This window comes from Paenibacillus sp. WG02 (assembly GCF_055396115.1).
In genome coordinates, this window is record NZ_AP036016.1 from 4,134,603 (window position 1) to 4,156,062 (window position 21,460).

At 44.9% G+C, this 21,460-nt stretch carries 18 protein-coding genes; 13 read left to right on the top strand and 5 right to left on the bottom strand.

Annotated features, from left to right (window positions below):
* Positions 1–81 precede the first annotated feature (81 nt).
* The gene (locus ACBP55_RS18540; RefSeq protein WP_029197116.1) at positions 82–456 is read left to right on the top strand and encodes a winged helix-turn-helix transcriptional regulator; all 375 of its coding nucleotides are present in this window, start codon (positions 82–84) and stop codon (positions 454–456) included.
* Positions 457–513: 57 nt separating this feature from the next.
* Here ACBP55_RS18540 and ACBP55_RS18545 read toward each other — a convergent pair whose 3' ends face one another.
* Both ACBP55_RS18545 and ACBP55_RS18550 read right to left on the bottom strand, forming a co-directional pair.
* Complete coding sequence (locus ACBP55_RS18545; protein WP_464653117.1) at positions 514–1,584, bottom strand: SDR family oxidoreductase; 1,071 nt, start codon at positions 1,582–1,584, stop codon at positions 514–516.
* A gap of 237 nt (positions 1,585–1,821) precedes the next feature.
* Complete coding sequence (locus ACBP55_RS18550; protein WP_464653118.1) at positions 1,822–2,379, bottom strand: NADPH-dependent FMN reductase; 558 nt, start codon at positions 2,377–2,379, stop codon at positions 1,822–1,824.
* A 580-nt stretch (positions 2,380–2,959) separates the two neighbouring features.
* Between ACBP55_RS18550 and ACBP55_RS18555 the strand changes: the two genes are divergently transcribed.
* The 3 genes from ACBP55_RS18555 to ACBP55_RS18565 all read left to right on the top strand — a co-directional run bounded on the left by ACBP55_RS18555 (position 2,960) and on the right by ACBP55_RS18565 (position 8,731).
* A complete protein-coding gene (locus tag ACBP55_RS18555) occupies positions 2,960–6,658 on the top strand; it encodes an FIMAH domain-containing protein (RefSeq protein ID WP_464653119.1) in 3,699 nt (1,232 codons plus the stop codon).
* A 454-nt stretch (positions 6,659–7,112) separates the two neighbouring features.
* On the top strand, positions 7,113–8,045 hold the full coding sequence (locus ACBP55_RS18560; RefSeq protein ID WP_464653120.1) for a glycoside hydrolase family 5 protein: 933 nt from the start codon (positions 7,113–7,115) through the stop codon (positions 8,043–8,045).
* Positions 8,009–8,731 (top strand): fascin domain-containing protein, encoded by a 723-nt coding sequence (locus tag ACBP55_RS18565; protein ID WP_464653121.1) that lies wholly within the window; start codon positions 8,009–8,011, stop codon positions 8,729–8,731. Before ACBP55_RS18560 ends, ACBP55_RS18565 begins: the two co-directional genes overlap by 37 nt.
* 27 nt (positions 8,732–8,758) lie before the next feature.
* Here ACBP55_RS18565 and ACBP55_RS18570 read toward each other — a convergent pair whose 3' ends face one another.
* Entirely contained in the window at positions 8,759–9,787 is a 1,029-nt protein-coding gene (locus tag ACBP55_RS18570) for a LacI family DNA-binding transcriptional regulator (RefSeq protein WP_464653351.1), read from the bottom strand.
* Positions 9,788–10,010: 223 nt separating this feature from the next.
* Between ACBP55_RS18570 and ACBP55_RS18575 the strand changes: the two genes are divergently transcribed.
* The 7 genes from ACBP55_RS18575 to ACBP55_RS18605 all read left to right on the top strand — a co-directional run bounded on the left by ACBP55_RS18575 (position 10,011) and on the right by ACBP55_RS18605 (position 18,885).
* Positions 10,011–11,804: a hypothetical protein gene (locus ACBP55_RS18575; protein WP_464653122.1), complete on the top strand. Its 1,794-nt coding sequence runs from the start codon at positions 10,011–10,013 to the stop codon at positions 11,802–11,804.
* A complete protein-coding gene (locus tag ACBP55_RS18580; RefSeq protein WP_464653123.1) occupies positions 11,758–12,297 on the top strand; it encodes a helix-turn-helix domain-containing protein in 540 nt (179 codons plus the stop codon). The genes ACBP55_RS18575 and ACBP55_RS18580 overlap by 47 nt, the downstream gene beginning before the upstream one ends.
* A gap of 167 nt (positions 12,298–12,464) precedes the next feature.
* A complete protein-coding gene (locus tag ACBP55_RS18585) occupies positions 12,465–13,388 on the top strand; it encodes an ABC transporter permease (protein WP_464653124.1) in 924 nt (307 codons plus the stop codon).
* A 54-nt stretch (positions 13,389–13,442) separates the two neighbouring features.
* Complete coding sequence (locus ACBP55_RS18590) at positions 13,443–14,333, top strand: carbohydrate ABC transporter permease (RefSeq protein ID WP_464653125.1); 891 nt, start codon at positions 13,443–13,445, stop codon at positions 14,331–14,333.
* A gap of 57 nt (positions 14,334–14,390) precedes the next feature.
* Positions 14,391–15,968, top strand: a complete 1,578-nt coding sequence (locus ACBP55_RS18595) for an extracellular solute-binding protein (RefSeq protein ID WP_464653126.1) — start codon at positions 14,391–14,393, stop codon at positions 15,966–15,968.
* A 110-nt stretch (positions 15,969–16,078) separates the two neighbouring features.
* The gene (locus tag ACBP55_RS18600; RefSeq protein WP_464653127.1) at positions 16,079–17,425 is read left to right on the top strand and encodes a glycoside hydrolase family 30 protein; all 1,347 of its coding nucleotides are present in this window, start codon (positions 16,079–16,081) and stop codon (positions 17,423–17,425) included.
* Entirely contained in the window at positions 17,425–18,885 is a 1,461-nt protein-coding gene (locus tag ACBP55_RS18605; protein ID WP_464653128.1) for a glycoside hydrolase family 30 protein, read from the top strand. Before ACBP55_RS18600 ends, ACBP55_RS18605 begins: the two co-directional genes overlap by 1 nt.
* An 82-nt stretch (positions 18,886–18,967) precedes the next feature.
* On the opposite strand, the gene ACBP55_RS18610 is transcribed toward ACBP55_RS18605, so the two are convergent.
* Positions 18,968–19,120 carry a hypothetical protein gene (locus ACBP55_RS18610; RefSeq protein ID WP_154669613.1) on the bottom strand — a complete coding sequence of 51 codons (153 nt, stop codon included), beginning with the start codon at positions 19,118–19,120 and terminating at the stop codon, positions 18,968–18,970.
* Positions 19,121–19,740: 620 nt separating this feature from the next.
* On the bottom strand, positions 19,741–20,379 hold the full coding sequence (locus ACBP55_RS18615; RefSeq protein WP_464653129.1) for an ArsR/SmtB family transcription factor: 639 nt from the start codon (positions 20,377–20,379) through the stop codon (positions 19,741–19,743).
* A 92-nt stretch (positions 20,380–20,471) separates the two neighbouring features.
* Here ACBP55_RS18615 and ACBP55_RS18620 point away from each other — a divergent pair, with 92 nt between their 5' ends.
* Complete coding sequence (locus ACBP55_RS18620; RefSeq protein ID WP_464653352.1) at positions 20,472–20,714, top strand: ester cyclase; 243 nt, start codon at positions 20,472–20,474, stop codon at positions 20,712–20,714.
* Between the two features lie 92 nt (positions 20,715–20,806).
* Complete coding sequence (locus tag ACBP55_RS18625) at positions 20,807–21,343, top strand: NADPH-dependent FMN reductase (RefSeq protein WP_464653130.1); 537 nt, start codon at positions 20,807–20,809, stop codon at positions 21,341–21,343.
* Positions 21,344–21,460 lie beyond the last annotated feature (117 nt).

Below are 21,460 nucleotides of genomic sequence, written 5' to 3' on the forward strand. Positions count from 1 at the left end.
GTACGATAATAAAAAAACGTAGGGGTTGCACCGGTGAGCTTCAGACGGTATGGTAAAGGTCAGGGAGGCGATGTGAATCCTATGCTGGATCCGGGGAAAACGTATAATACGGCCGTGGAAGTGACGCTCGAAGTGATTGGAGGCAAGTGGAAGCCAGTCATTTTGTTCCATCTCACGTTCGGAAAGAAGCGCAACGGTGAGCTGATGAGCTTGATGCCAACGGTTACACAAAAAGTGCTTACACAGCAGTTGCGAGAACTAGAGGAGGATGGGGTTGTTACCCGATTTTCATATAACCAGGTACCGCCTAAAGTCGAGTATGAGCTATCCGAATATGGCTGGAGTCTAAAGGAGCTTCTTCATTTCATGTGCAGATGGGGAGATAGGCATGTTGAGCGTGTGTTTGGTGATACGGTCAAGATCTTGGAAAAGTCGCCACACTTGAATGAAACATGATCAGTGATATGACAGAAACCGGTCTCTGGATTTCAGAGGCCGGTTTCTTATGTGATGTCATGGGATAATTTTGCGTTGTCGTAAATCATCAAATATGCTTAGGAACATTGCTTCTGTGTCAATGAACTCGTGAAAGCCGAAACGACGCGCTTTCGTGCCGTCAGCAAAAAAGTCATAATCCCAAGAAAAGACAAAGTCACCGAATCGCCAGGAGGAAACGTCACTATAGGTGTTATCTACTAATCCATGCTTCTTCACCATGTTGTTCCATAGCGACTCTTTGTCGGCCATAACAACATCCAAGGACATCTGCAGCGGAGGTGCTGTTTCTAAACCGAAATATGTGGCAATCTTTGGCCAAAGCTCGTTCCACCGGAAGAGATCTCCGTTCGTGATGTTGAATGCTTGATTCGCGCAGCGTTCATCTGTCGCTGCCCAAACGGTGGCTCTGGCCAATAATCCTGCGTCGGTCATCTCCAGCAGGCTGTTGTAGGCACCCTGCTTACCAGGAAAACGGAGCGGCAACCCTAGTTCCTTTGACATGGAAGCATAAATTGCAATAACCATCGCTAGGTTCATTGGATTGCCCAAAGCGAATCCACAAACAACGGAAGGGCGAATTGCCGACCAGGTCCAGCTGCGCCCTTGCTGCCGATTTTCGAGGAATTGTTGTTGGTCGACATTAAACTCAGGCGGCATGTGATACGCATCTGTTTCCCGGGCTGGTGTCTTGAAGGGACCGAGGTGCGCGCCATAAACTTTATAGCCCTGCATGAGACTGATATGCTGGAGGCATAGAGAGATTGGCTCAATCTCATTGACGATGTTGACGAGCATGGCTAAGTTCGGGGGGACCAACTCGGCCCAGGTAGGACGGTCTTGGTAAGCAGCGTAGAAGATATGGGTGACTTCTGTTAGACTTCCTAGTTTCTCATGGATATCATTTTCATTAAGCAGATCGACGGCTATATATCGGACTCGGTTGTTGGACTCCCCGCCTCGCCGTGACACACCAATGATATCCCAGTCGTCCAGCTGCTCCAGATATGCTATAAGATTTCTTCCAATTACGCCTTTAGCTCCAACAACAAGAGCGGTTTTGCGTGATATGGCTTCTTTTGTTTTCATAATAAATCCTCTCCTTCTCCTTACTGGTTTCACCATCATTGTGTACTTTGGAGTGTGGAATGAAAAGTACGCACTTTGATGTCATATAGTTACTTTGAAGTAATATTTGGCTGTGGAGAGGGAGGAGATTTAGAGTATAAGCGTAATTGTTATTCGAAATAGTGAATTAACAAATAAACAAGCTGGATCAGGCGAACCCTATCCAGCTTGTTTGTTTGTATTCGATTGGTTGGAGTGTTAACGCAACGATTTTAACGCGCCGCTCCAGGCGACGACTTGATCAAACAGCGCGTTGGCTGCTGCTTCCTGGTGAGGTGCAGGCTTCACAATACTGTAGTTTTCAAAATCCGTAAAAAGCGAAAGAGTGACTTGAGCACGTACGTCTGCCACATGCAGCTCACCTAAGATAAGTCTCAAGTTTTCTGCCGCACGAGCCCCGCCTGTGCTACCTCCGTAGCTAACGATGCCAGCCGCCTTATCTTTCCATTCATTAAAAAGAAAATCAATGGCATTTTTGAGCGCTCCAGAGACCGCATGATTATACTCGGGCGTTACAAAAACAAAGCCATCATACGAATGGATAGCTTTCGACCAAGCCACGGTATGCGGCTTCGTATATTGAGCCAGCATAGGCGGCTTTGGTTCATCATAGAGCGGTAAATTGAAATCTGCAATATCTACAATTTCGTATTCAGCGTCACTGCGTTTTTGTGCGATTTCATGAACCCATCGAGCGACTGCTTCACCTCTGCGTCCTGGTCGCGTACTGCCAATGATGATTGCGATTTTTAGCATCGTAATTTCCTCCGTAACGTTGTTTGTATTTTATAGTCCATTTTGCTGTTCAGTTCCAACATCCCCCTTCCGTGTATCCCTATGGAAAACATTAACAGATGTCTTCCTTTCAATTCAAACGAAACTACTGTTATAACCAAAGTTTCCGTCACGTTATGAGGAGGGGGAAATTTCCTTTTTATCGATTTTTATGGTGAGAAAGAAAGAAAATCATTGCTTCAAACTGATCAAGCACTTATATGTGAGCTTTATTGCTTTGCCTGCTGCCTAAGAGATCGGTGAATGTAAAATCGTAAAAAACTCCATGTGAATCATAAATTAACTAATACAGAAATTTTATCGATTCATTATGATGGTATTGGAAGCGTTTACTAGACTCACGAGGAAAGAAGGGGTTCGTAATGAGTAGAAGTTAAGTCTGATTTTAACTTTTGTAGCAGTAATGGTTATGGGATCGAGTGGATGTACGCGTTTACTTCACGACTGTCCCATACGGAAGTGCCGATTAAGCGCGGAAACCGCGCTTTCAGCAAGCCAAAGCCCGTCACTTTTAATTTACGAAGAAAAAGGAGGATTTCAGATGCTTAAGCAACAAGTTCAAAAAAAGATAGTAAGCTCAGCTCTTTCATTTGCACTTGCTTTCTCGTTAATAAACCTGTCCGTTCTTCCAGCATCAACGGTTCATGCAGATACACCGGATATCAACAAACTCAACTCTTCGGTAACGGATGCTGTTTATTTACCTCCAGCAACGGGTTCAGTCAACTTGTTGGATCCATCTCGTTTTACTCCACAATCAGGCATGAATCTTAAGGTAAGTTCAGAAGCTTCTGATCATCCGGGTGTTGACGCTTTGCGAACAGGTGGCAGCGGTTATTGGCGTAATTCTAGCTCCAATGTGTATCTGAGTAACTATTCGCCATCCCAATTAACATTAACCCTCGACTTAGGCGCTCCCAAAACGATTGATAAAATATACCTTGAAATACCCAACACAATTGCCAATATCCAAAGCAATGCGACAAGATTTGAGGTTTATTACACAAATGACCCCAATTCTTGGGCAAGCGCGCCTACGGCTTCCGACTCAGTGAACAATTACAACTGGAAGGCTAACGGTTGGACGCTGGCCGGCGGTACGGAAACGGAAGGCTTATGGTCTTATTTCACTTACAACGGACAACAATGGGGCTATGACACTAAGACATTCCTGTTTCCGTTTACAGCCCGGTATGTGATGATCAACACGGTATTGGTTGGTCCCAGTGATAAGCGCGCGAATGATTCCAGTTCGATGATGGGCATATCCGGCTTGGCTATATACGGCAAAGATTCGGTAGCTAACATTACCGCACTGGTTCCGGCTAAGGACACCTACAGTACATGGGATCAGGTCGCAACTAAATCAACAACTATAAATCTTGCTAACGGACAGGCACTTACGAGTATTACCAAAGGTGATACAACGCTTCGTCCGAATATCGATTACTCGATAACTGGCAGTACGGTTACGTTTACACTTCCATACTTGGCCAAACTGCCGCTCGGCACGAATGAATTCATCTTTCATTTTAACAGCGGCAATCCATCCATATTTGCTTTGGACGTGACAGCTCGCGGTTATGGCGAGAATTACAAGACGATTAAGATGAACGCAATTGAAGGCGTATCTCCTTATAACATTTTGGGCGGTGCCATGGGGACGGACGAACCGGTTGAAGGCGTGACCAAAAGAATAAGAGACGCTTACCACGAATTTTACGTTGATCAGTCGAAAGCGACTGCTGCTGATGACCATATTAAGAGCGTTTGGGACAGTACTTTGCAAAAAAATGTATTCAAAGTCATTGCCAACGGCAGAGGTTTGAATAATGAATTCCTTGATAAGGTTCGCGACGGTGAGTATGGACACAAAGGTGTTTTTGACCGAAATTTAGGATATGTGGTTGACGGTGCGGCTGTCACGGATAGGCAGCGAATTGAAATTCGTCCCAGCGAAGATTCAAACAGTGACTTTGTAGCCTATGATGGCGACTTGGTTTCCTATGATTGGCTTTGGAATATTCCAGACGGCAACCAATGGAATCAGTCGAACTTCAGACATATTTTCCAATTGAAGGCAGTGAATCGCCAAGCACCAGATACGTTACCAGGTGGAAACAACGGCGGTGAAAACGGCGCCTATATCATGGCGATGTCGATTTCGGGCACGAACAGCAGGGATCTTGTTGTGAATCATAACCGATATGACGGCGATAAGACGATGATGCGAATTCCGTTAAAAGAAATCGATGGCCACTGGATAAAAGTTGAGCTTAAAGCGCTTATTTCGGATAGCGGCTGGTTCACAATCAAAATAACGGATACGGTAACCGGTAAGGTATACACGTATGATAGCCCTGATGTTTATCAAGTGTTTACTAATAAAGGTGCAAGCGACGGTACGAAAGATTTATGGAGAAGGCCGGAAAGAATCGGCGGCTTTGAGACGGAGTATCCAGCTGCTTTTGATCAATATTTGCGTCCAAAATGGGGTATTTACCGCAGCTCCGCTAACGGAACCAACTCTGCCTATGATGCTTCGCTTCAGCTTGCCGATATCACCATAAGCAAAGTGGCATCAGGTTTGTCATCGGTTAACCTTGCGCTTAATAAAAAAGCGTATAACGTAGGCCCGACGGCAGGAGCCAACCCGCTTCAGATCCAATCTGCTATGGCGAACGAATTCGGCAATGCAAACAAACTAGTGAGCGGTGTCCTGGAAGACCCGGCAAAATGGAATGTTACTAACGTTACAAGTCTGGATCAAATAGGAAACTATTCATGGCTAGGCACTGAAGGAGAGAGAAGAGGCAGCTTCGTCCTAGACCTTGGCCAGGCGATGGATTTTAGCCAAATCAGATTATTCGCCAAATCCACTAGGTTAAAAGGTGCAACTGTTTATGTATCTGATGATTTTGGAAACCATACATCGGCTGCAGATTTTGACGCCATTACATTTAAACAAGTGGATAGACAGACAAACCAAGGTTACACGTATGCAACTGGCAACAATAATGGGGGAATTGATTCGGAAGATGGTTCCTATCCAATTAACCTTGGTAATACCTATCATTCCAGATATATCAAAGTAACGGTAGAGAACGCTTCCGGTGGCAATTCCGGCACGGATCTAACAGGACCTCCACGCCTTACTCAAGTTCAAGTGTTTAATGCGCCACGTCCTCCACAGAATCTTAGTATTGAAACAAGCGGTTCAGCTAAAATTATGAAATGGGATTCCAATGACTTAAGTGAAGGTTACACAGTGTATAATGGTACAACGGTACTTGCTGACTTACCGGCAGGCACTACTAACTTTACGTTACCAAGCAGCATAACCGATGTGACCAAAATAGCCGTAAGGTCGAAGGGAACTGATCCGAATTCCCACAAGTTTATGATATCGGCACCGGCTTTAGTGGCAGATCCGCAAGATGTGACTCCGCCTAAAACGGAAGCACGGATCGAACCGGCTCTGCAAAACGGCTGGCTGAACACGGATGGGGCTGTAGTACTGACGGCACATGACGATCTCTCCGCTGTAGCAAAAACGGAATACAGATTGGGGGATAGCACGGAATGGCAAACCTATACCGGGCCAATCGCCTTCAAGAATGAAGGCGTGAATCGTCTGCAGTTCCGTTCTGCTGACGCTGCGGGCAATATCGAGCAAACGAAGGAGCTAAGCGTCCAGATTGACAAAACGAAGCCTGTTTTTGTTCTGAATGCAAACGGTGAACCGCTTGCTGAAGGCGCTGTTTTCTCCGACGACCGCTCGATTACGCTGCTCATGAACGCGAACGATGCACTGTCCGGCATAGCGAACCAGGAACTCAGCATGGACGGAAAGCGTTTGGACAACGGCGCTTCCGTTGATTTGGCCGGCAAGCTTGGCCTCCATACGCTGAAGATCGTCATCACTGATCAGGCCGGCAATAAGACGGATGAATCTGTCCGCTTTACGATTGCAGCCACCCTCGAAGGAATGACCAACTTGATTGACAGCTATGCCAAAGCCGGCGAATTGAAAGGACCGCTGGTTAACCAGTTACGCAACAGTCTGGACCAGGCACAGCATCAACTGGGCAAAGATGATAAAGACAAAGCAGCCAAACATATGCAGGATTTCTTGAAGCATCTGAATAACAAGTCGATGGCGGATAACGTCTCTGAAACAGTGAAAACCATCCTCACAGCTGACGCCAACGGTTTGATTGAAGTTTGGTCTGCGAAATAAGCACAACAACATATTATAGATCTAAAAGCATCCGGCCATAGTTGAAGGCCGGATGCTTTTTTATGATCGAATGATTAAAGGGCTGATGTTGAAATATTTCGTTGAAATCGATTTCATTTTCTCGTATAATATCTAAATAAAGGGATAATAAAAATCAGAAATTAGAGTTATAAAGAAATCAATAACTAATTTACATTTCAAAATAAAATCGATTTCATTATAGGAAATGAAGGCAGATGAGAACAGGGAATGACTAACCACCAAGAATTTCAGAGGTAGGTGGACGAATCATTCCTTTTTTTTCATAGAGAGGAAAGCGCTATCATGAATGAATTCATAAAGGAGGTGATGTACAAAGATCGAGTGAAGGATAAGGATAAAGCGATCGTGATGTTTGCCAGCGGTTATCCTTTATGCCCAATTTCCAAGATTTGAACTCAAAAGGAGGATTACTATGAAATTTAAGAAAGTAGTATCTCTGCTGTTGGTTATTTGTTTTTCATTCGGATTGCTGATTACTGCTAACCCGACCACTGCCCGTGCAGCAATCGGCGCCAGTGATTTCCTAAAAACGAGCGGTACAGTTATTAAAAACAATAATGGCTCAGGCAGCGTTGTTAATCTGCATGGAACGAACCTAGGCGGTTGGCTTCTTGAAGAGAATTGGATGGCGCCTTTAGGGGGCGTTGACGAATGGACAGTACGCCAAACGTTGACCAATCGATTCGGAGCGGCGACTACGGACAGCATTATTGCTGGGTACCAAGATACGTGGATTCAGGCAAGCGATTTGGATAACATCAAGAATATGGGTTTGAACTTCGTTCGCGTTCCGATTTATTGGGAAAACTTGATGAATCGAGATGGTTCAATGAAATCAGATGCTGTCTCGTTCCGTAAGCTTGATTGGCTAGTAACGCAAGCACAGCAGCGAGGCATTTATGTACTTCTCGATTTGCATGGAGTCCCAGGTAATGATGATGGTTGGCAGAGCGGCGGACGAGACGGTGTCAATGAACTGTGGACCAACACAACCTATCAGGCATGGACCGTGCAAATTTGGCAGCGTCTAGCAACTCATTATAAAGGTAATCCGACAATAGCCGGCTACGACCTCTTGAACGAACCGGTTAGTAATAATAGCAACCTGTCTATTAGTCAGATGTATGACCGGCTTTACCAGGCAGTACGTGCTATTGACCCGGACCACATGATTTATGTGGAAGCCTTTGGCTATTGGAACAATATTGTCTCACCATCTACTTATGGTTGGACGAATGTCGTCTATGAAGTGCACAACTACAATTGGAGCAACACGGATTACAATAGCCAATCAGCAAGTTTGAATCAATGGTTTACCGATATCATTTGGCATCAACAGAATTGAAATACTCGGTTTTTGCCGGTGAATTCACACTTTGGGAATTTAATGACTTATGGGAAAAATATTTATCGGGGTTAGATGCGCTGGGTGTTTCGTGGACCAATTGGACCTATAAAGTGACAGGTGGCGGGAATTGGGGCCTTTATCAAAACAACAGCAATGCATTTCCGGATATTAACAACGACAGCGCTTCAACGATATCATCCAAACTAACCAAATTCTCAACAAATTTTTTCCAAGCAAACACAAACCTACAGAATATCTTCAAAGCTTATTCGGATCTTGCGGGGACGTCCAGCATTAAGGCAGTTGCAAATAACAATTACGTTACCGCTGAGAACGCTGGCGCCAGTCCGCTTATTCCGAACCGCACAACGGTGGGTGGTTGGGAGAAATTTATTCTGGTGAATAATGCTGACGGCACGGTATCGTTCCTCTCAATGGCGAATAATAAATACGTCACTGCGGATCTCAACCAAGGCGGCAGATTGATTGCTAGAGCGCAAGGGATTGCGGGTTGGGAGAAGTTTAAGAAGGTAACGAATCCAGATGGGACAGTGGCGTTCCAAGCCATTGCGAATAATTTATTTGTATGTGCGGACCTAAATGTGGAATCCGGGACACTTGTTGCCAATAGAAGCGCAGTTGGAGGAGCCTGGGAATCATTTGTTATTACCGCCGCACCATAAAAACAAACAAAAAAAATGGGCAGGGGATCATTTCGATGATTCCTGTCCATTTTTTTTGAAGTCCGAGGAACCGCGAATCAGCAGTTCTGAATCCACTTTAAAAACACGATTCTCCGCATATTCGTTCTCATTCATCATGTCGATTAATTTCTCGACGAGAAGAGCACCCATGGTGTACTTCGGCTGATTTACTGTGCTTAAAGGAGGGGTGATATATTTACTGATTCGATTATTATCAACCCCGACAACGGCTAGCTGCATTGGGATTTGGATACCAAGTTCCGAGCATGCCCGATACACACCAAGTGCCATCTCGTCATTGGCTGAATAGACGGCAGTAAAGGGAATCTTTTTAGCAAAAAGTCGATGAATAGCTTCATATCCACCCGTTTCATTAAAGTTGCCGATTTCAATTAATTCGGGACGAAATGGAATGTGATGCTCTCTTAATGCTTTCAAATAACCTTCTAATCGATCATAACTGTCAACAGCATGGGCAGAGCCGTTAATAAAGGCAATTTCTCGATGCCCAAGTTCCACAAGATGGGTGATAACCTTCATCGAAAATTTCACATTATCTGTTACAATGCAGGGGATTCGGTCATGATCAATCTGCTTTCCAACAATGCCAATGGCATACCCATTATCTGCGATTTGCAAGATGACTTCGTTAGCAAGCATGGGTGCAACCATAATAACACCGTCGATGGTTCGCGTAGTTAACAAATTCAAGAATTCTAGCTCTTTTTCTTCATTATTTTCGGTATCGCAAATCACCACTTTATACTTCTTGGAATAAGCGATGTTCTCAATTCCCTTAATGACTTCGGAAAAGTAGGAGTTGCTAATATCCGGAACGATGACCCCAATTGTCATTGTTTTTTGCGAACGAAGATTTTTTGCAGCGGCATTGGGTTGATAACCGAGCTCGTTAATGATTTTCATGACTTTGTCTCGAGTTTTAGGCGTAACCTTGCTGCTGTCATTGAGAACGCGTGAAACCGTAGCGGGAGCAACTCCGGCTCTGGTGGCGACGTCAATAATTTTAAATTTCATATCCATGAGTATCAACCTTCTATCCTTAGTAAACACATATTGTGATCTGATACATCAAGTATAAGGTAGTTTGAAATCGATTTCAACAAATAATGTCAACTATACGATCCTATAAAGCAAAACGTTGGTTTGAACACCTATATTAAGATTTTCAAAAACAATTGAATACGGTTTCACGCTAGTTTATAATCAAATGAAATCGATTTCAATGAACGAGGTGACGATGTTGAAAATAAAAACGTCCAATTCCAACGTGAAATTCTCCGCTTCCATTTTTCGGTCTTTTACGTTGACCATCGCTTTAACGATTGTGATGCTATCGGGAATTCTACATGTTTATTTTGAAGATATTTCCCTCAAACAGACGTACAATTCCACGTTGAATAATCTAGCTCAAACGAGCCAAGAAGCGTCGATCATGGCGGTTAACGCCAGCACGTTTGCTAAGCAAATTTATAACGACATGAATGTGTCCAAATTACTTTACTTCTCATCGGGAGATCCTCTCGATACAAGTACGGCGATGGCTCAACTGAACTCCTATCGGGCTACATCTCTTTTTATCGATTCCATCTACGTTTATAACTATCAAACGGATATGTTTTATACGAGCGCCGAGATCAGTGCCAATTCGGTCTGGAAATCGAACGAGTTTTACGATACGACAGCAGTAGAAATGGTTAAGCATGTTTCGGATTACAAGACGTTAATGCCGATCCCGCGTAAAATTCCGTATGAGAGCTTAAAGCTAAACAACCAAGAGAAGGAACGGGATTGTTATACCTTTTTGTTGTACGACACTCTTTCCCATAAAGATGAGAAGAACGTCATTATCGTTAATATATCCGAAACGCAGATGCACAAAAATATCGACGGCATGATCGCCACTTCGGACAGAAATACATTTATCATCGATGATCGCGGAGTTCTCGTTACGAACAGCTGGAAGAATGCTATGTTGACGGACCTTACCCATAAACCATACATCCAAGTGGTGCTCGGAAGCGGTGAATCTGAAGGATATTTCGTCTCCGACGTGGATGGGGTTAAATCCCTTGTGACGTATACGGCTCCCGATGTTCTGGGTTGGCGTTATATTAGGATTGCCCCTTACAGCGTTATTACAAGCGGTATCAATCACATGAGGCTTTATACGATCGCAATCGCAGTAGCTATATTACTTCTTGGACTTCTAACTTCATACCTGATTTCGCGAAAATTATCCTTGAATGTTAACCGCAAGTTAATAAAGCTGACGACGCTTGAGACGGAACGAAGAAACCATTCCATAGCGCTGCGGCAAGATCTCGTTCGCAATCTGCTGTTAGGATCGGGCAGCTGTCATCCGCAAGATTTGGACGCGAAGTTCAAGTTGTATGAAATCCGTTTGGATCCTAAGAAGTATTTTGCCGTGACGGTGCTGAAAATTGACGCCTATCGGGAGCTAGTAGAGAAGTATAGCGTTGGTGACAGAAGCCTGCTCAAGATAGGGATTATGAACATCGCTCAGGAATTATTGAATGCCTATTGTCCTTCTTTTGCAGTGGATATGGGAGATGATCGTATTGCCATTCTTCTCAATGTAGAGGAACCTGCTCCAGAAAGTCAGTCAATCTTGCCAGAGGGCCTATGGCGTCAAATTCAATCCTCTGTGCTGGACTATATCAAAGTATCCGTATCCATTGCGGTGAGTACGACCGGTGATGACGCTCGCAGCGTCAGCCGCTTGTATACCCAGGCTACGGAAGCCTTATTCCATCGGCTTTTCTACGGACATGAGTGTCTGATCTACGCGGAGCAAATCGAGTCATTGAAGGCCAAATCCTATGTGTATCCGATTTCCAAAGAGAAGGTGCTGATCGAAGAAGCTGATGCTGGGTCGAATTACCGAAGCGTCTCGTATATTCCGCGAGATCGTCGAAGAAACGGTCGGTTATTCCTATATGTCGTATCATCTGGCTGTGTCACACTTGGCTTTTGCCGTGAACAATGCAGTTTCCACGATTCAAAAAAATAATGATATCTTCTGGGATTTGAATATCAATGCACTGCTTTCCGGTCTAAATGATGCGGAACTAGTCGAAGACATGTACCGTCCGTTCTTCGAGGTATTCGAGCGTGTATCAGCAAGTCTGGAAGATAAGAAAAATACAAGGCACGACGAAGTGGTGGGCAAGATCATCGCCATTGTGCAGCAAAAATACATGTTTCAAGAGCTCTCCCTAGACACCATTGCCGAGGAAATGGGTTTGTCTGCCACCTATATCGGACGGCTATTCAAGAAACATACGTTAAACACCATTCTGAATTACATCATTGAAGTAAGAATGCACAAAGCGAGGACGTTATTACATACAACAGAGCTTCCCATTGGGGATATCGCGGAACAATCAGGCTTCTCAAACAGTCCGTATTTCTATAAAGCGTTTAAAAAAATCAACGGTGTAACCCCGGCTGACTTCCGCAAAAACGGTCGATTGCAGGATGAAGGAGCGCGCGAGATCAGTTAATTGCCCAAAACATCGGAAAAAGTGATCTGCTGCGGAGAAAAGCTCTTCATAATGAAGCAAAAAATGATAATGATCGCATATTTATAGTTGCCCCAGCCTTGGCAGAAGGCCTAAGATTGGCCTTGCAAACAACAAACACAATCCAAGAGTTCGGAGGTGAGTAAGCGATGACGGCTTTAAAAGGCTTCTGGGCGGAATTGTCCAGGAACAAAATCATGTTTCTGATGCTAACTCCTGCAATCCTTTTTTTCATCGTATTCAGCTACATTCCTATGGCGGGAATTTATCTGGCCTTCACGAAGTTTAGCTTCGACGGAGGAATTTTTGGCAGTGAATTCATCGGTATGATGAACTTTAAGTTTTTGTATCAATCGGGTACGCTGTGGAACTTGACGAAAAATACGGTCGTGTACAATTTGGCCTTTATTTTTATCGGTAACTTCCTGCAATTGGTCTGTGCGATCTTCTTGAGCCAGATAGCCAACAAATACTTTAAGAAAGCAACGCAATCCATCATGTTTTTACCGTTTTTTATCTCATGGGTTCTTGTAGGTGCTTTCGTATTCAACCTGTTCAACTCCGATACCGGCGTGATCAACACACTGTTGAAGCAGTTAGGTTCGCAGCCTTATGACTTCTATTTGAATACGGCGCCGTGGAAGTACATCATTGTCTTTTTCAATGTCTGGAAAGGACTTGGGTACGGAACGGTTATTTACTTAGCCGCCATAATGAGCATAAGTGATGAGTACTACGAAGCAGCGGAAATCGATGGAGCTCACATTTTTCAACAAATTCGTCACATCACGATTCCGCTTTTAACCCCAACCTTTATTTTGCTCGTCATTTTCAGCCTTGGCGGCATTCTCAAAGGGCAGTTTGACCTGTTTTATCAAATTATCGGCAACAACGGCATGTTATATGATGCAACGGACATTATTGATACGTATGTGTATCGGGCGTTAGCGGTCAATTTTGACATTGGAATGGGGTCGGCTGCAGGCTTGTACCAATCGTTCTTTGGATTCCTGCTAGTGATGACGGTCAACTTTATTGTGAAAAAAGTTCGCGAAGATTACGCATTGTTCTAAAGAATTGCTTACGAAATCAGTTTTGCAAAAGCAAAACGCTTAGGAGGGAGTACCGTGAGACGCAAAAAAGACTCGGCGACAATGGCTTTTATGGTCATCGCTTATGGAACGGTAGCGTTCTTGACCATACTCTGCCTGCTGCCGTTCTGGTTAATTATTTCGGGTTCGTTTACGTCGGAGAATGAAATTATCGGGGAAGGGTTTAAGCTTTGGCCGAACGATCTGTCTATCGATGCTTACAAGGCTGTCTTCACTAACCCTGAGCAAATATTTCGCGCCTATTGGGTGACCATTTGCCTTACCTTTATTGGAACTTTCATAGGCTTGTTCTTAACGTCCATGGCAGGCTATGTGCTTGCCCGTAAAGATTTCAAATACCGTAATTCCGTCGCCTTCTTCATGTACTTTACGACACTGTTCAGCGGGGGTTTGATCCCATGGTACATACTCATCGTTAAGTATCTGGATTGGAAAGACAGTTACTTAGCTATGCTGATTCCCGCACTGATTAGTGCTTGGAATATCATTCTGATGAAGAACTTTATGAAATCGATCCCGGACTCCATCGTTGAATCGGCTCGAATAGACGGTGCAAATGACTTTACGATCTACAGCCGTCTGATCCTGCCCTTGTCTACGCCGGGGCTCGCCACAATTGGCCTGTTCCTTGCACTTGGCTATTGGAACGACTGGTTCACCGCCAACATCTTTATCACGACGGAAAGTAAGTTCCCGCTGCAGTTCTTCTTGTACAAGATTCTGGCGAATGCCGCCGTACTAAGAACGGACATAGCCGCCAACTTGGCTGCCGTCAATTTCAAAGCCCCTGCGGAGACGCTGAAGATGGCAGTTGCCGTCGTCGTTACAGGACCGATCGTGCTTCTGTATCCATTTGTACAAAAGTATTTCGTCAAAGGACTGACGATAGGTGCAGTCAAAGGTTAGAACCGGTTTCACGGCTAACATAGATATCGTTTATCCACTTTTAAGGAGGAGTCATAAATGAAAAGAAAGATCGGAACAATTCTAGCAGGCGTCATGCTGGCTGCCACCGCTTTATCGGGTTGCAGCAGCAGTACAGGAACGAAGCCTGAAGCAACTACACCTGCGAAGACAGAAGGAAACCAAAGTGCAGCGCCTGCAACGACAGGACCGGACATTTCAAAATCGGTTGAGCTCGTTTGGTACTTAGTAGGTGACGCCAATAAGGATACACCTAAGGTTATGGACGAATTCAACAAAATGCTGAAGAAGGACTTGAACGCAACCGTTAAATTGAATTTCACCACGTGGAATGATTGGCAAACCAAATATAACCTGCTGCTGACAGCGGGTGAGAAAATCGATATGATCTTCGCCTCTTCTTGGGCAGGCTACTTCAAGTATGCCAAGCAGGGTGCATTCACGGATCTAACTGCTTTGCTTCCCAAGTACGCGCCTCAGGTTCAAAAGCAAGTTTCGGCGCAGGACTGGAGTGACGTCACTATCGGCGGCAAAATTTATGCGGTTCCGAACACGAACCCAGAATACACGCCGAACGGTATCGTTTACCGCGAGGATTGGAGAAAAGAGTTGAACCTTCCAGAAATCAAAGATCTCGCTTCGATCGAGGCGTATTTGGATGGCGTCAAGAAAAATAAACAGAATGTGATCCCGATCAACGGAAGTGCGTGGAACGAAATCAGCACCTTATTCTCAGCAGTTCAAGGCTATCAGACAATTGGCGGCGAGAGCGGCGTTGTCGTAGCGAAAAACTACAACAGTCCTAGAGATATTGTCGCTTACCCATTCACACCGGAATATGAGGCTTGGGTGAAGAAAATGAAGGACTGGGCGGACAAAGGCTACTGGTCAAAGAATACACTGTCCTCCAAACAAGAAGCGGGTGACCTGATCAAAACGGGCACAGGTGCCGTTTACTGGCGCAACCCTCCAGGCGCAGCCGGCTTCATCACAGACGTGCAGAAGAAAGATCCGAAGATGGAAATCGGATACTTCCCGTATACTCGTATGCAAGGCTTCGCTATGCCGACGATGGGTATTGCCAACGGTATGGCGATTCCGAAGAGCGCAGCCAACCCGGAGCGTTCGCTCATGGTACTTGAGAAGATCAGAACCGATGCGAAGTATTATAACCTGATCACGTATGGCCTTGAGGGCTACCACTATGATTTAGTTAACGACGGTAAAAATATTGTTACTCCTTCCAAAAGCCAAGATGCTGCGAAGGTCCAAGGCTACGGCATTGCCGATTGGGGCTGGAGAAACAAGCCGCTTATGAAAGCAGGCGTCGGCGGTTGGGATGGTCTGGATAAACTGAACGAAGAATTCTCCAAGATGAGCAAACCGGACATTTTCTCGCCGATTTCTATGGATTACGATGCAGTGAAGACAGAGTACGCTGCTGTCAATCAAGTCATCGACCAATACGGTAAGCCGCTCATGATGGGATTGGTACCGAATGTGGACCAAGCGATCAAGACTTACCAGGAAAAGCTGAAAGCAGCAGGTATCGATAAAGTTCTCGATTATGTGAAAAAGCAAGCTACAGCTTATTACGATGAAAAAGGCATTAAGTAAGAATAAATAACATGAAGAGCATGGGGCCGAATGGGCAGCTGCCGGCGTGATCGCCTGCGGCTGGTCGTAGGCCTCTTGTTTTTTTAGAATCTATGGAGGAGATTACAAGGATGAGTAACATACAAGTATGGCAATCAACGATTGATGAGTCGAAGAAACTTGCGCAAATGGAATCGATTAAATTCGCTGAAAGCATAAAGGAGAATACGGAATACGTCATCACCATTGACGAGGCGGTCACCTATCAACAGATGGACGGCTTTGGAGCTTCTTTTACCGATGCTTCGGCCTGGCTTGTGGCTCATTCTTTATCTGAGGAGCGTAGGGACGAACTCATGCGGAAGCTATTTGATCGGGAAGAGGGCATTGGGATTTCGTTCCTGCGTCAGCCGATGGGGGCTAGTGATTTCGCGTGGAAGATCTATAGCTATGACGATATTGAGCCTGGAGAAAGCGACTACGACCTTGCACGGTTTTCTATCGATCACGATCGGACCTACATTTTACCCGTTCTCCATCAGGCTTTAAAGCTTAACCCTGAGCTCAAAGTGATGGCTTCGCCATGGAGCGCCCCGGGCTGGATGAAAACTTCCGGCGCGATGATCGGCGGCACATTGAAGCCGGATTGCTACGGGGTTTATGCAGACTATTTCGTTAAGTTCCTTGATGCCTATGAAGCGGAGGGGATTCCGATCTATGCCGTTACGATGCAAAATGAGCCGGGTTACGAGCCAAAGGAATACCCGGGTATGATTGTAAAACCGGCAGAGGAAGCTGCGTTTATCAAGTCGCATCTGGGACCACGCCTGGCTAAGCGAGAGCAGCCGACCAAGATCATGTGCTATGACCATAACTGGGACGTCCCCTGCCATCCTCGCGAAATATACGAAGATGCCGAAGCAAGCCAGTATGTCGCCGGTACCGCATGGCACGTGTATGGGGGACGCCATGAGGCCATGTCACAGATCAAGGAACAGTTCCCGGACAAGGATGTTTGGTTTACCGAGGCGTCAGGAGGGCAGTGGATTCCGCCGTTCCACGACGCATTCATGGACCAAATGAAGCATGTGATCCGTACGACAAGAAACTGGTCGAAGTCTGTTATTTGGTGGAACATAGCTTTGGATGAAAACAATGGGCCAACGGTCCTTTCGCGCAGTACGTGCCGCGGCGTGGTCAAGATCAATCAGCAGACAGGGGAGCTTACGTATAACCTTGATTACTACACCCTTGGCCATATCAGTAAGTTTGTGAGTCCGGGCGCTTATCGGATTGACTCCAATACGTTTGAAGACGACTTGGAAACGGTAGCGTTTCGCAACGTGGATGGTTCCAAGGTATTGATTGTTTCAAACCGAACAATTAAGCCGAAAACATTCGTTGTTGCCATCAGTGAAAGGACATTCGAGTATACCATTGATGGGGAAGCGGCCGTTTCCTTTAAGTGGGATCAGTGATGAGAAAATTAATGCGAACACCGAGTGTGGTGGGCATTATCATTGTACTGATAGCGATTCTCGGCTTCCTTAAGTACGGTCTTCATTCATCGAAAAGCCCAGTTAACGTGTGGATCACCACAGTCGATCAAAGTAAGCTGCTTCATCAAGAGGCAGCTCTGGCTTGGACAAAGGACAACACACTGAATGATTCTACGATTGTCATCGATGGGGAGAAGGCGTATCAGCAGATCGACGGCTTCGGTGCGGCTATGACGGATTCGTCCGCCTGGTTAATTGCGAATAAGCTGAATCCTGAGCAAAGAAGCGATCTAATGAATAAGTTGTTCGATCATAAGCAAGGCATCGGCATTAGCTATTTGCGGCTTCCGATGGGAGCGACGGATTTCTCACTAAAGAGCTATACATATGATGATATGCCTGAAGGGCAAACGGATCCGAAGCTGGAAAATTTTACGATCGAATATGACAAAGCTTACATCATCCCGACTCTGCGCAAGGCCAAGGAAATTAACCCGGACTTGAAAATCATGGGCTCTCCCTGGAGTGCGCCGGCTTGGATGAAGACGTCAGGCTCTTTAATTAAAGGAAGCTTGAATCCGGACTTTTATCAAGCCTATGCTGATTATTTCATGAAGTTCGTTCAGGCCTATGGTGCAGAAGGATTGCAGATTGATGCCGTAACACCGCAGAATGAGCCACACTTCGAGCCTGACGGATACCCGGGCATGAGGATGGAGCCTGCCGACCAAGCGAATTTTATTAAATCTCATCTGGGGCCGGCCTTCGAGAAGGCAAAGCTTGGAACGAAGATCGTGATATGGGATCACAACTGGGATGAACCTTACTATCCGATACAGATTCTGGTCGATCCGGAAGCAAGCAAATATATTGCTGGCTCGGCGTTTCACGGCTATGCAGGCGAAGTGTCCAGCCAGCAAAAGGTGCACGATTTGTTTCCGGACAAAGACATTTACTTCACGGAGAGCTCAGGCGGAGAATGGGTGGCTGATTTTGCAAGCAGTCTGGAATGGGATATGCAGAACCTTATCATTGGCTCAACTCGGAATTGGGCAAGGACGGTGCTGAAATGGAATTTGGCCCTTGATGAATCGTTTGGACCCAAGAACGGAGGCTGTCCCAACTGTCGCGGCTTCGTGAAAATCGATCAGAAGACCGGGGCGATCTCCTATAACCCGGAGTATTATGCTTTCGGGCATGCGAGTAAATTTGTAAGAGCAGGAGCTTATCGGATCGATTCGAACTCGCTCGGCAGCGGAAATATCGAGGATGTCGCCTTCCGAAATCCAGACGGATCCGAGGTGCTTATCGCGTTTAATTCTGCTGCGGAGAGCCGATCATTCAAGGTGATGCGGGGAGGCAAAGCGTTCACTTATACGCTTCCTGCAGGCGCGGCTGCTACATTCATATGGTCGGGGGAGAAGGGAAGTGCGAAGTAAGACAGATATCCAGGATGAGCAGGGGTTGAATGGTCCTTTGTTATTCGAAAAAATAAAACCGCCATCATAGGCGGTTAACGAATTAAGGCTCATCGATATATTCTTCTTCGTTCGGGATGCTGTTCAAAAGGTTTTTATCTATTTTTTTCTGATCTTGCTCGGTGTTAGTGTCACAATTAACTATGCAGTTCATTATTTCTTCGGAATTGTCTTGAATATTTGTGTACTCAACCATGTTCGAACCTCCTTTCATTGAATTAGAGTTTCCAAGATCTAGCCATTTATGCGAGTATGATTTGACGCTAAGACAATACATCATTAATGCCAATGTAAAGACCATCCAAAGTGGTAGAAACGTACGGTTAAACTAGTGGACACTAATGGTCAGCGTTTATTTAATTCCTAATGCCTCCTCACAACTGATTGACATGACTCCAAAATTTGATTTTAGAGACGGTCTGCAGCTTTGGTGAAGGGTTTGGGTAAAGTCATTACCAATGTTGTAATTCCTACAACAATTCGCACACCAAAAGGCTATTTTGCAACTTGAAGTTGCATTTCGTACAACATTTTGAGCTCATTTGATGCGAAATGGTCTATATTGGGCTAAAATGTTGTACATTATGCAACAATGAAGGGGGAGAGGCTGGATTTAGGCAGCGATTGTTGCACATTTTACAACACATTCAACAGAGTATATGTATTCATACATCCAGCAGCGGATAAAACAGACAGCCCAAGGTTATACATATCCAACAGGCAACAATAGTGGAGGTATGGATTCGGAAGCAGGCTCCTCTGCAAAAGGACAGAAAAACGACGCCTCTAATCAGAAGCGTCGTTTTCTCGCTTTTATTACTCACTAGTAAGTGTTGACCCAGTTTCAAGCAATGTCTTCAATCCCGAAAGTACAATCGGCAGACCCATTTCAAGTATCTTTGCGGTGTTTGTGGCCTTTTCAATTTCATCATGTACGACACTTACGAGGGTCACACCGTTTAACTCGGTATGAGATTCGATTTCCCACGTTATACGTGACGGGCTTTCGGAGGCCGTGTCAGGAAACGCGGGGAACTGCCAGCTCATTACCAGCTTATGCGGGGGAGCCATTTCGAGAATGATCCCATCGGCTAGTTTTTTCTCCTCTGGGTTCCATAGTTCGAAAGAAGAGCCAATTTCCCAGTTGGATCGGATGGAGCAATTGTACCAAAACTTTGATGTCTTGTTCGGATCTGTGATGGCTTGCCATACTTGTTCGGGTGTTGCTTTAATGGCAATCCGGTTTACATGACGTGGTTTGTTTTCCATATTCGTTTCAAGCTCCAATTCATTTTTGAGTGATGTTAATTCGATTGCCCAGGGTTCAGCGTATTTGCTCACCCATCGGTCGTATATTTGCCTTATGGGCACCGAATTTAGATAATGCAGCTTTTCTCTGCCAACTTTTCTGGTGGTAATAAGGTTAGCTTCCTCCAGAATATTAAGATGCTTCATTACACCGAATCTTGACATTTGCAAAGGTGTACAAAGATCGTTCAACGTTCGACCATCAGTAGCGTGAAGCAGGTCTAAAATTTGCTGGAAAAATATTAGAGGCGTTTCCTGATAAACTCTACACCGTTGAAGAGATTATTGCACAAGGGGAGAAGGTAATCGTAAGAATGGTTGTGAAAGGTACGCATAAAGGGGTGTTTTTTGGAAACCCGCCTACAGGCAATTCCATAGATGTCACGCTGTACCGTCAATATCGAGTCGTCGATGGTAAGATTGCCGAACACCGAGGTTGGATCGATATGATAACCATGTGGCATCAAATTAAAGCGAACTAATTACTGGGATGAAGTGAATTTTTCCCATAAGAATACTTGTAAAATCAAATCATAAACTCAAAATAGGAATGGATATCGAGGAGGGACTTTATATGTTGAAAATTGGAATCATATTGGGAAGTACAAGACCTGGACGGATGAGTCCACAAGTGGGGAATTGGGTCAAAGAAATTGCAGATAAACGCGGAGATGCAAGCTATGAAATCGTGGATATCGCAGATTACAAATTACCCTTTTTTGGTGAACCGGGAAGCGAAGAACAAATCAAAAATTGGACTGAAAAATTGAATAGCCTGGATGGATTTGTATTTATTACACCCGAATACAATCACAGCATTACTGGTGTTTTGAAAAATGCACTCGATTCAGCTCGTGTGGAATGGAATAACAAAGCTGCGGGTATCATTAGTTATGGGTCTACGGGTGGTGCGCGAGCGGCTGAACATTTGAGAGGAATATTAGGAGAATTACTAGTTGCTGACGTGAAAGCACATCCAACCTTATCGATATTTACCGATTTTGAGAATTATAGCACATTTAAGCCAGCAGAATTGCATCTCGGAAATATCAAACTTATGCTGGATCAAGTGATCGCATGGAGTGGAGCGCTTCAAACATTACGCAAGTAGGTTCAGACTATACAGTTACCAGATAAGAAGCGCTTTGTCCTTATTTACTCAGGGATCAAGCGTTTTTTGATTTGCAAAATAAACGGATTAGTGATTTGATACTTTTATAAGATTTAT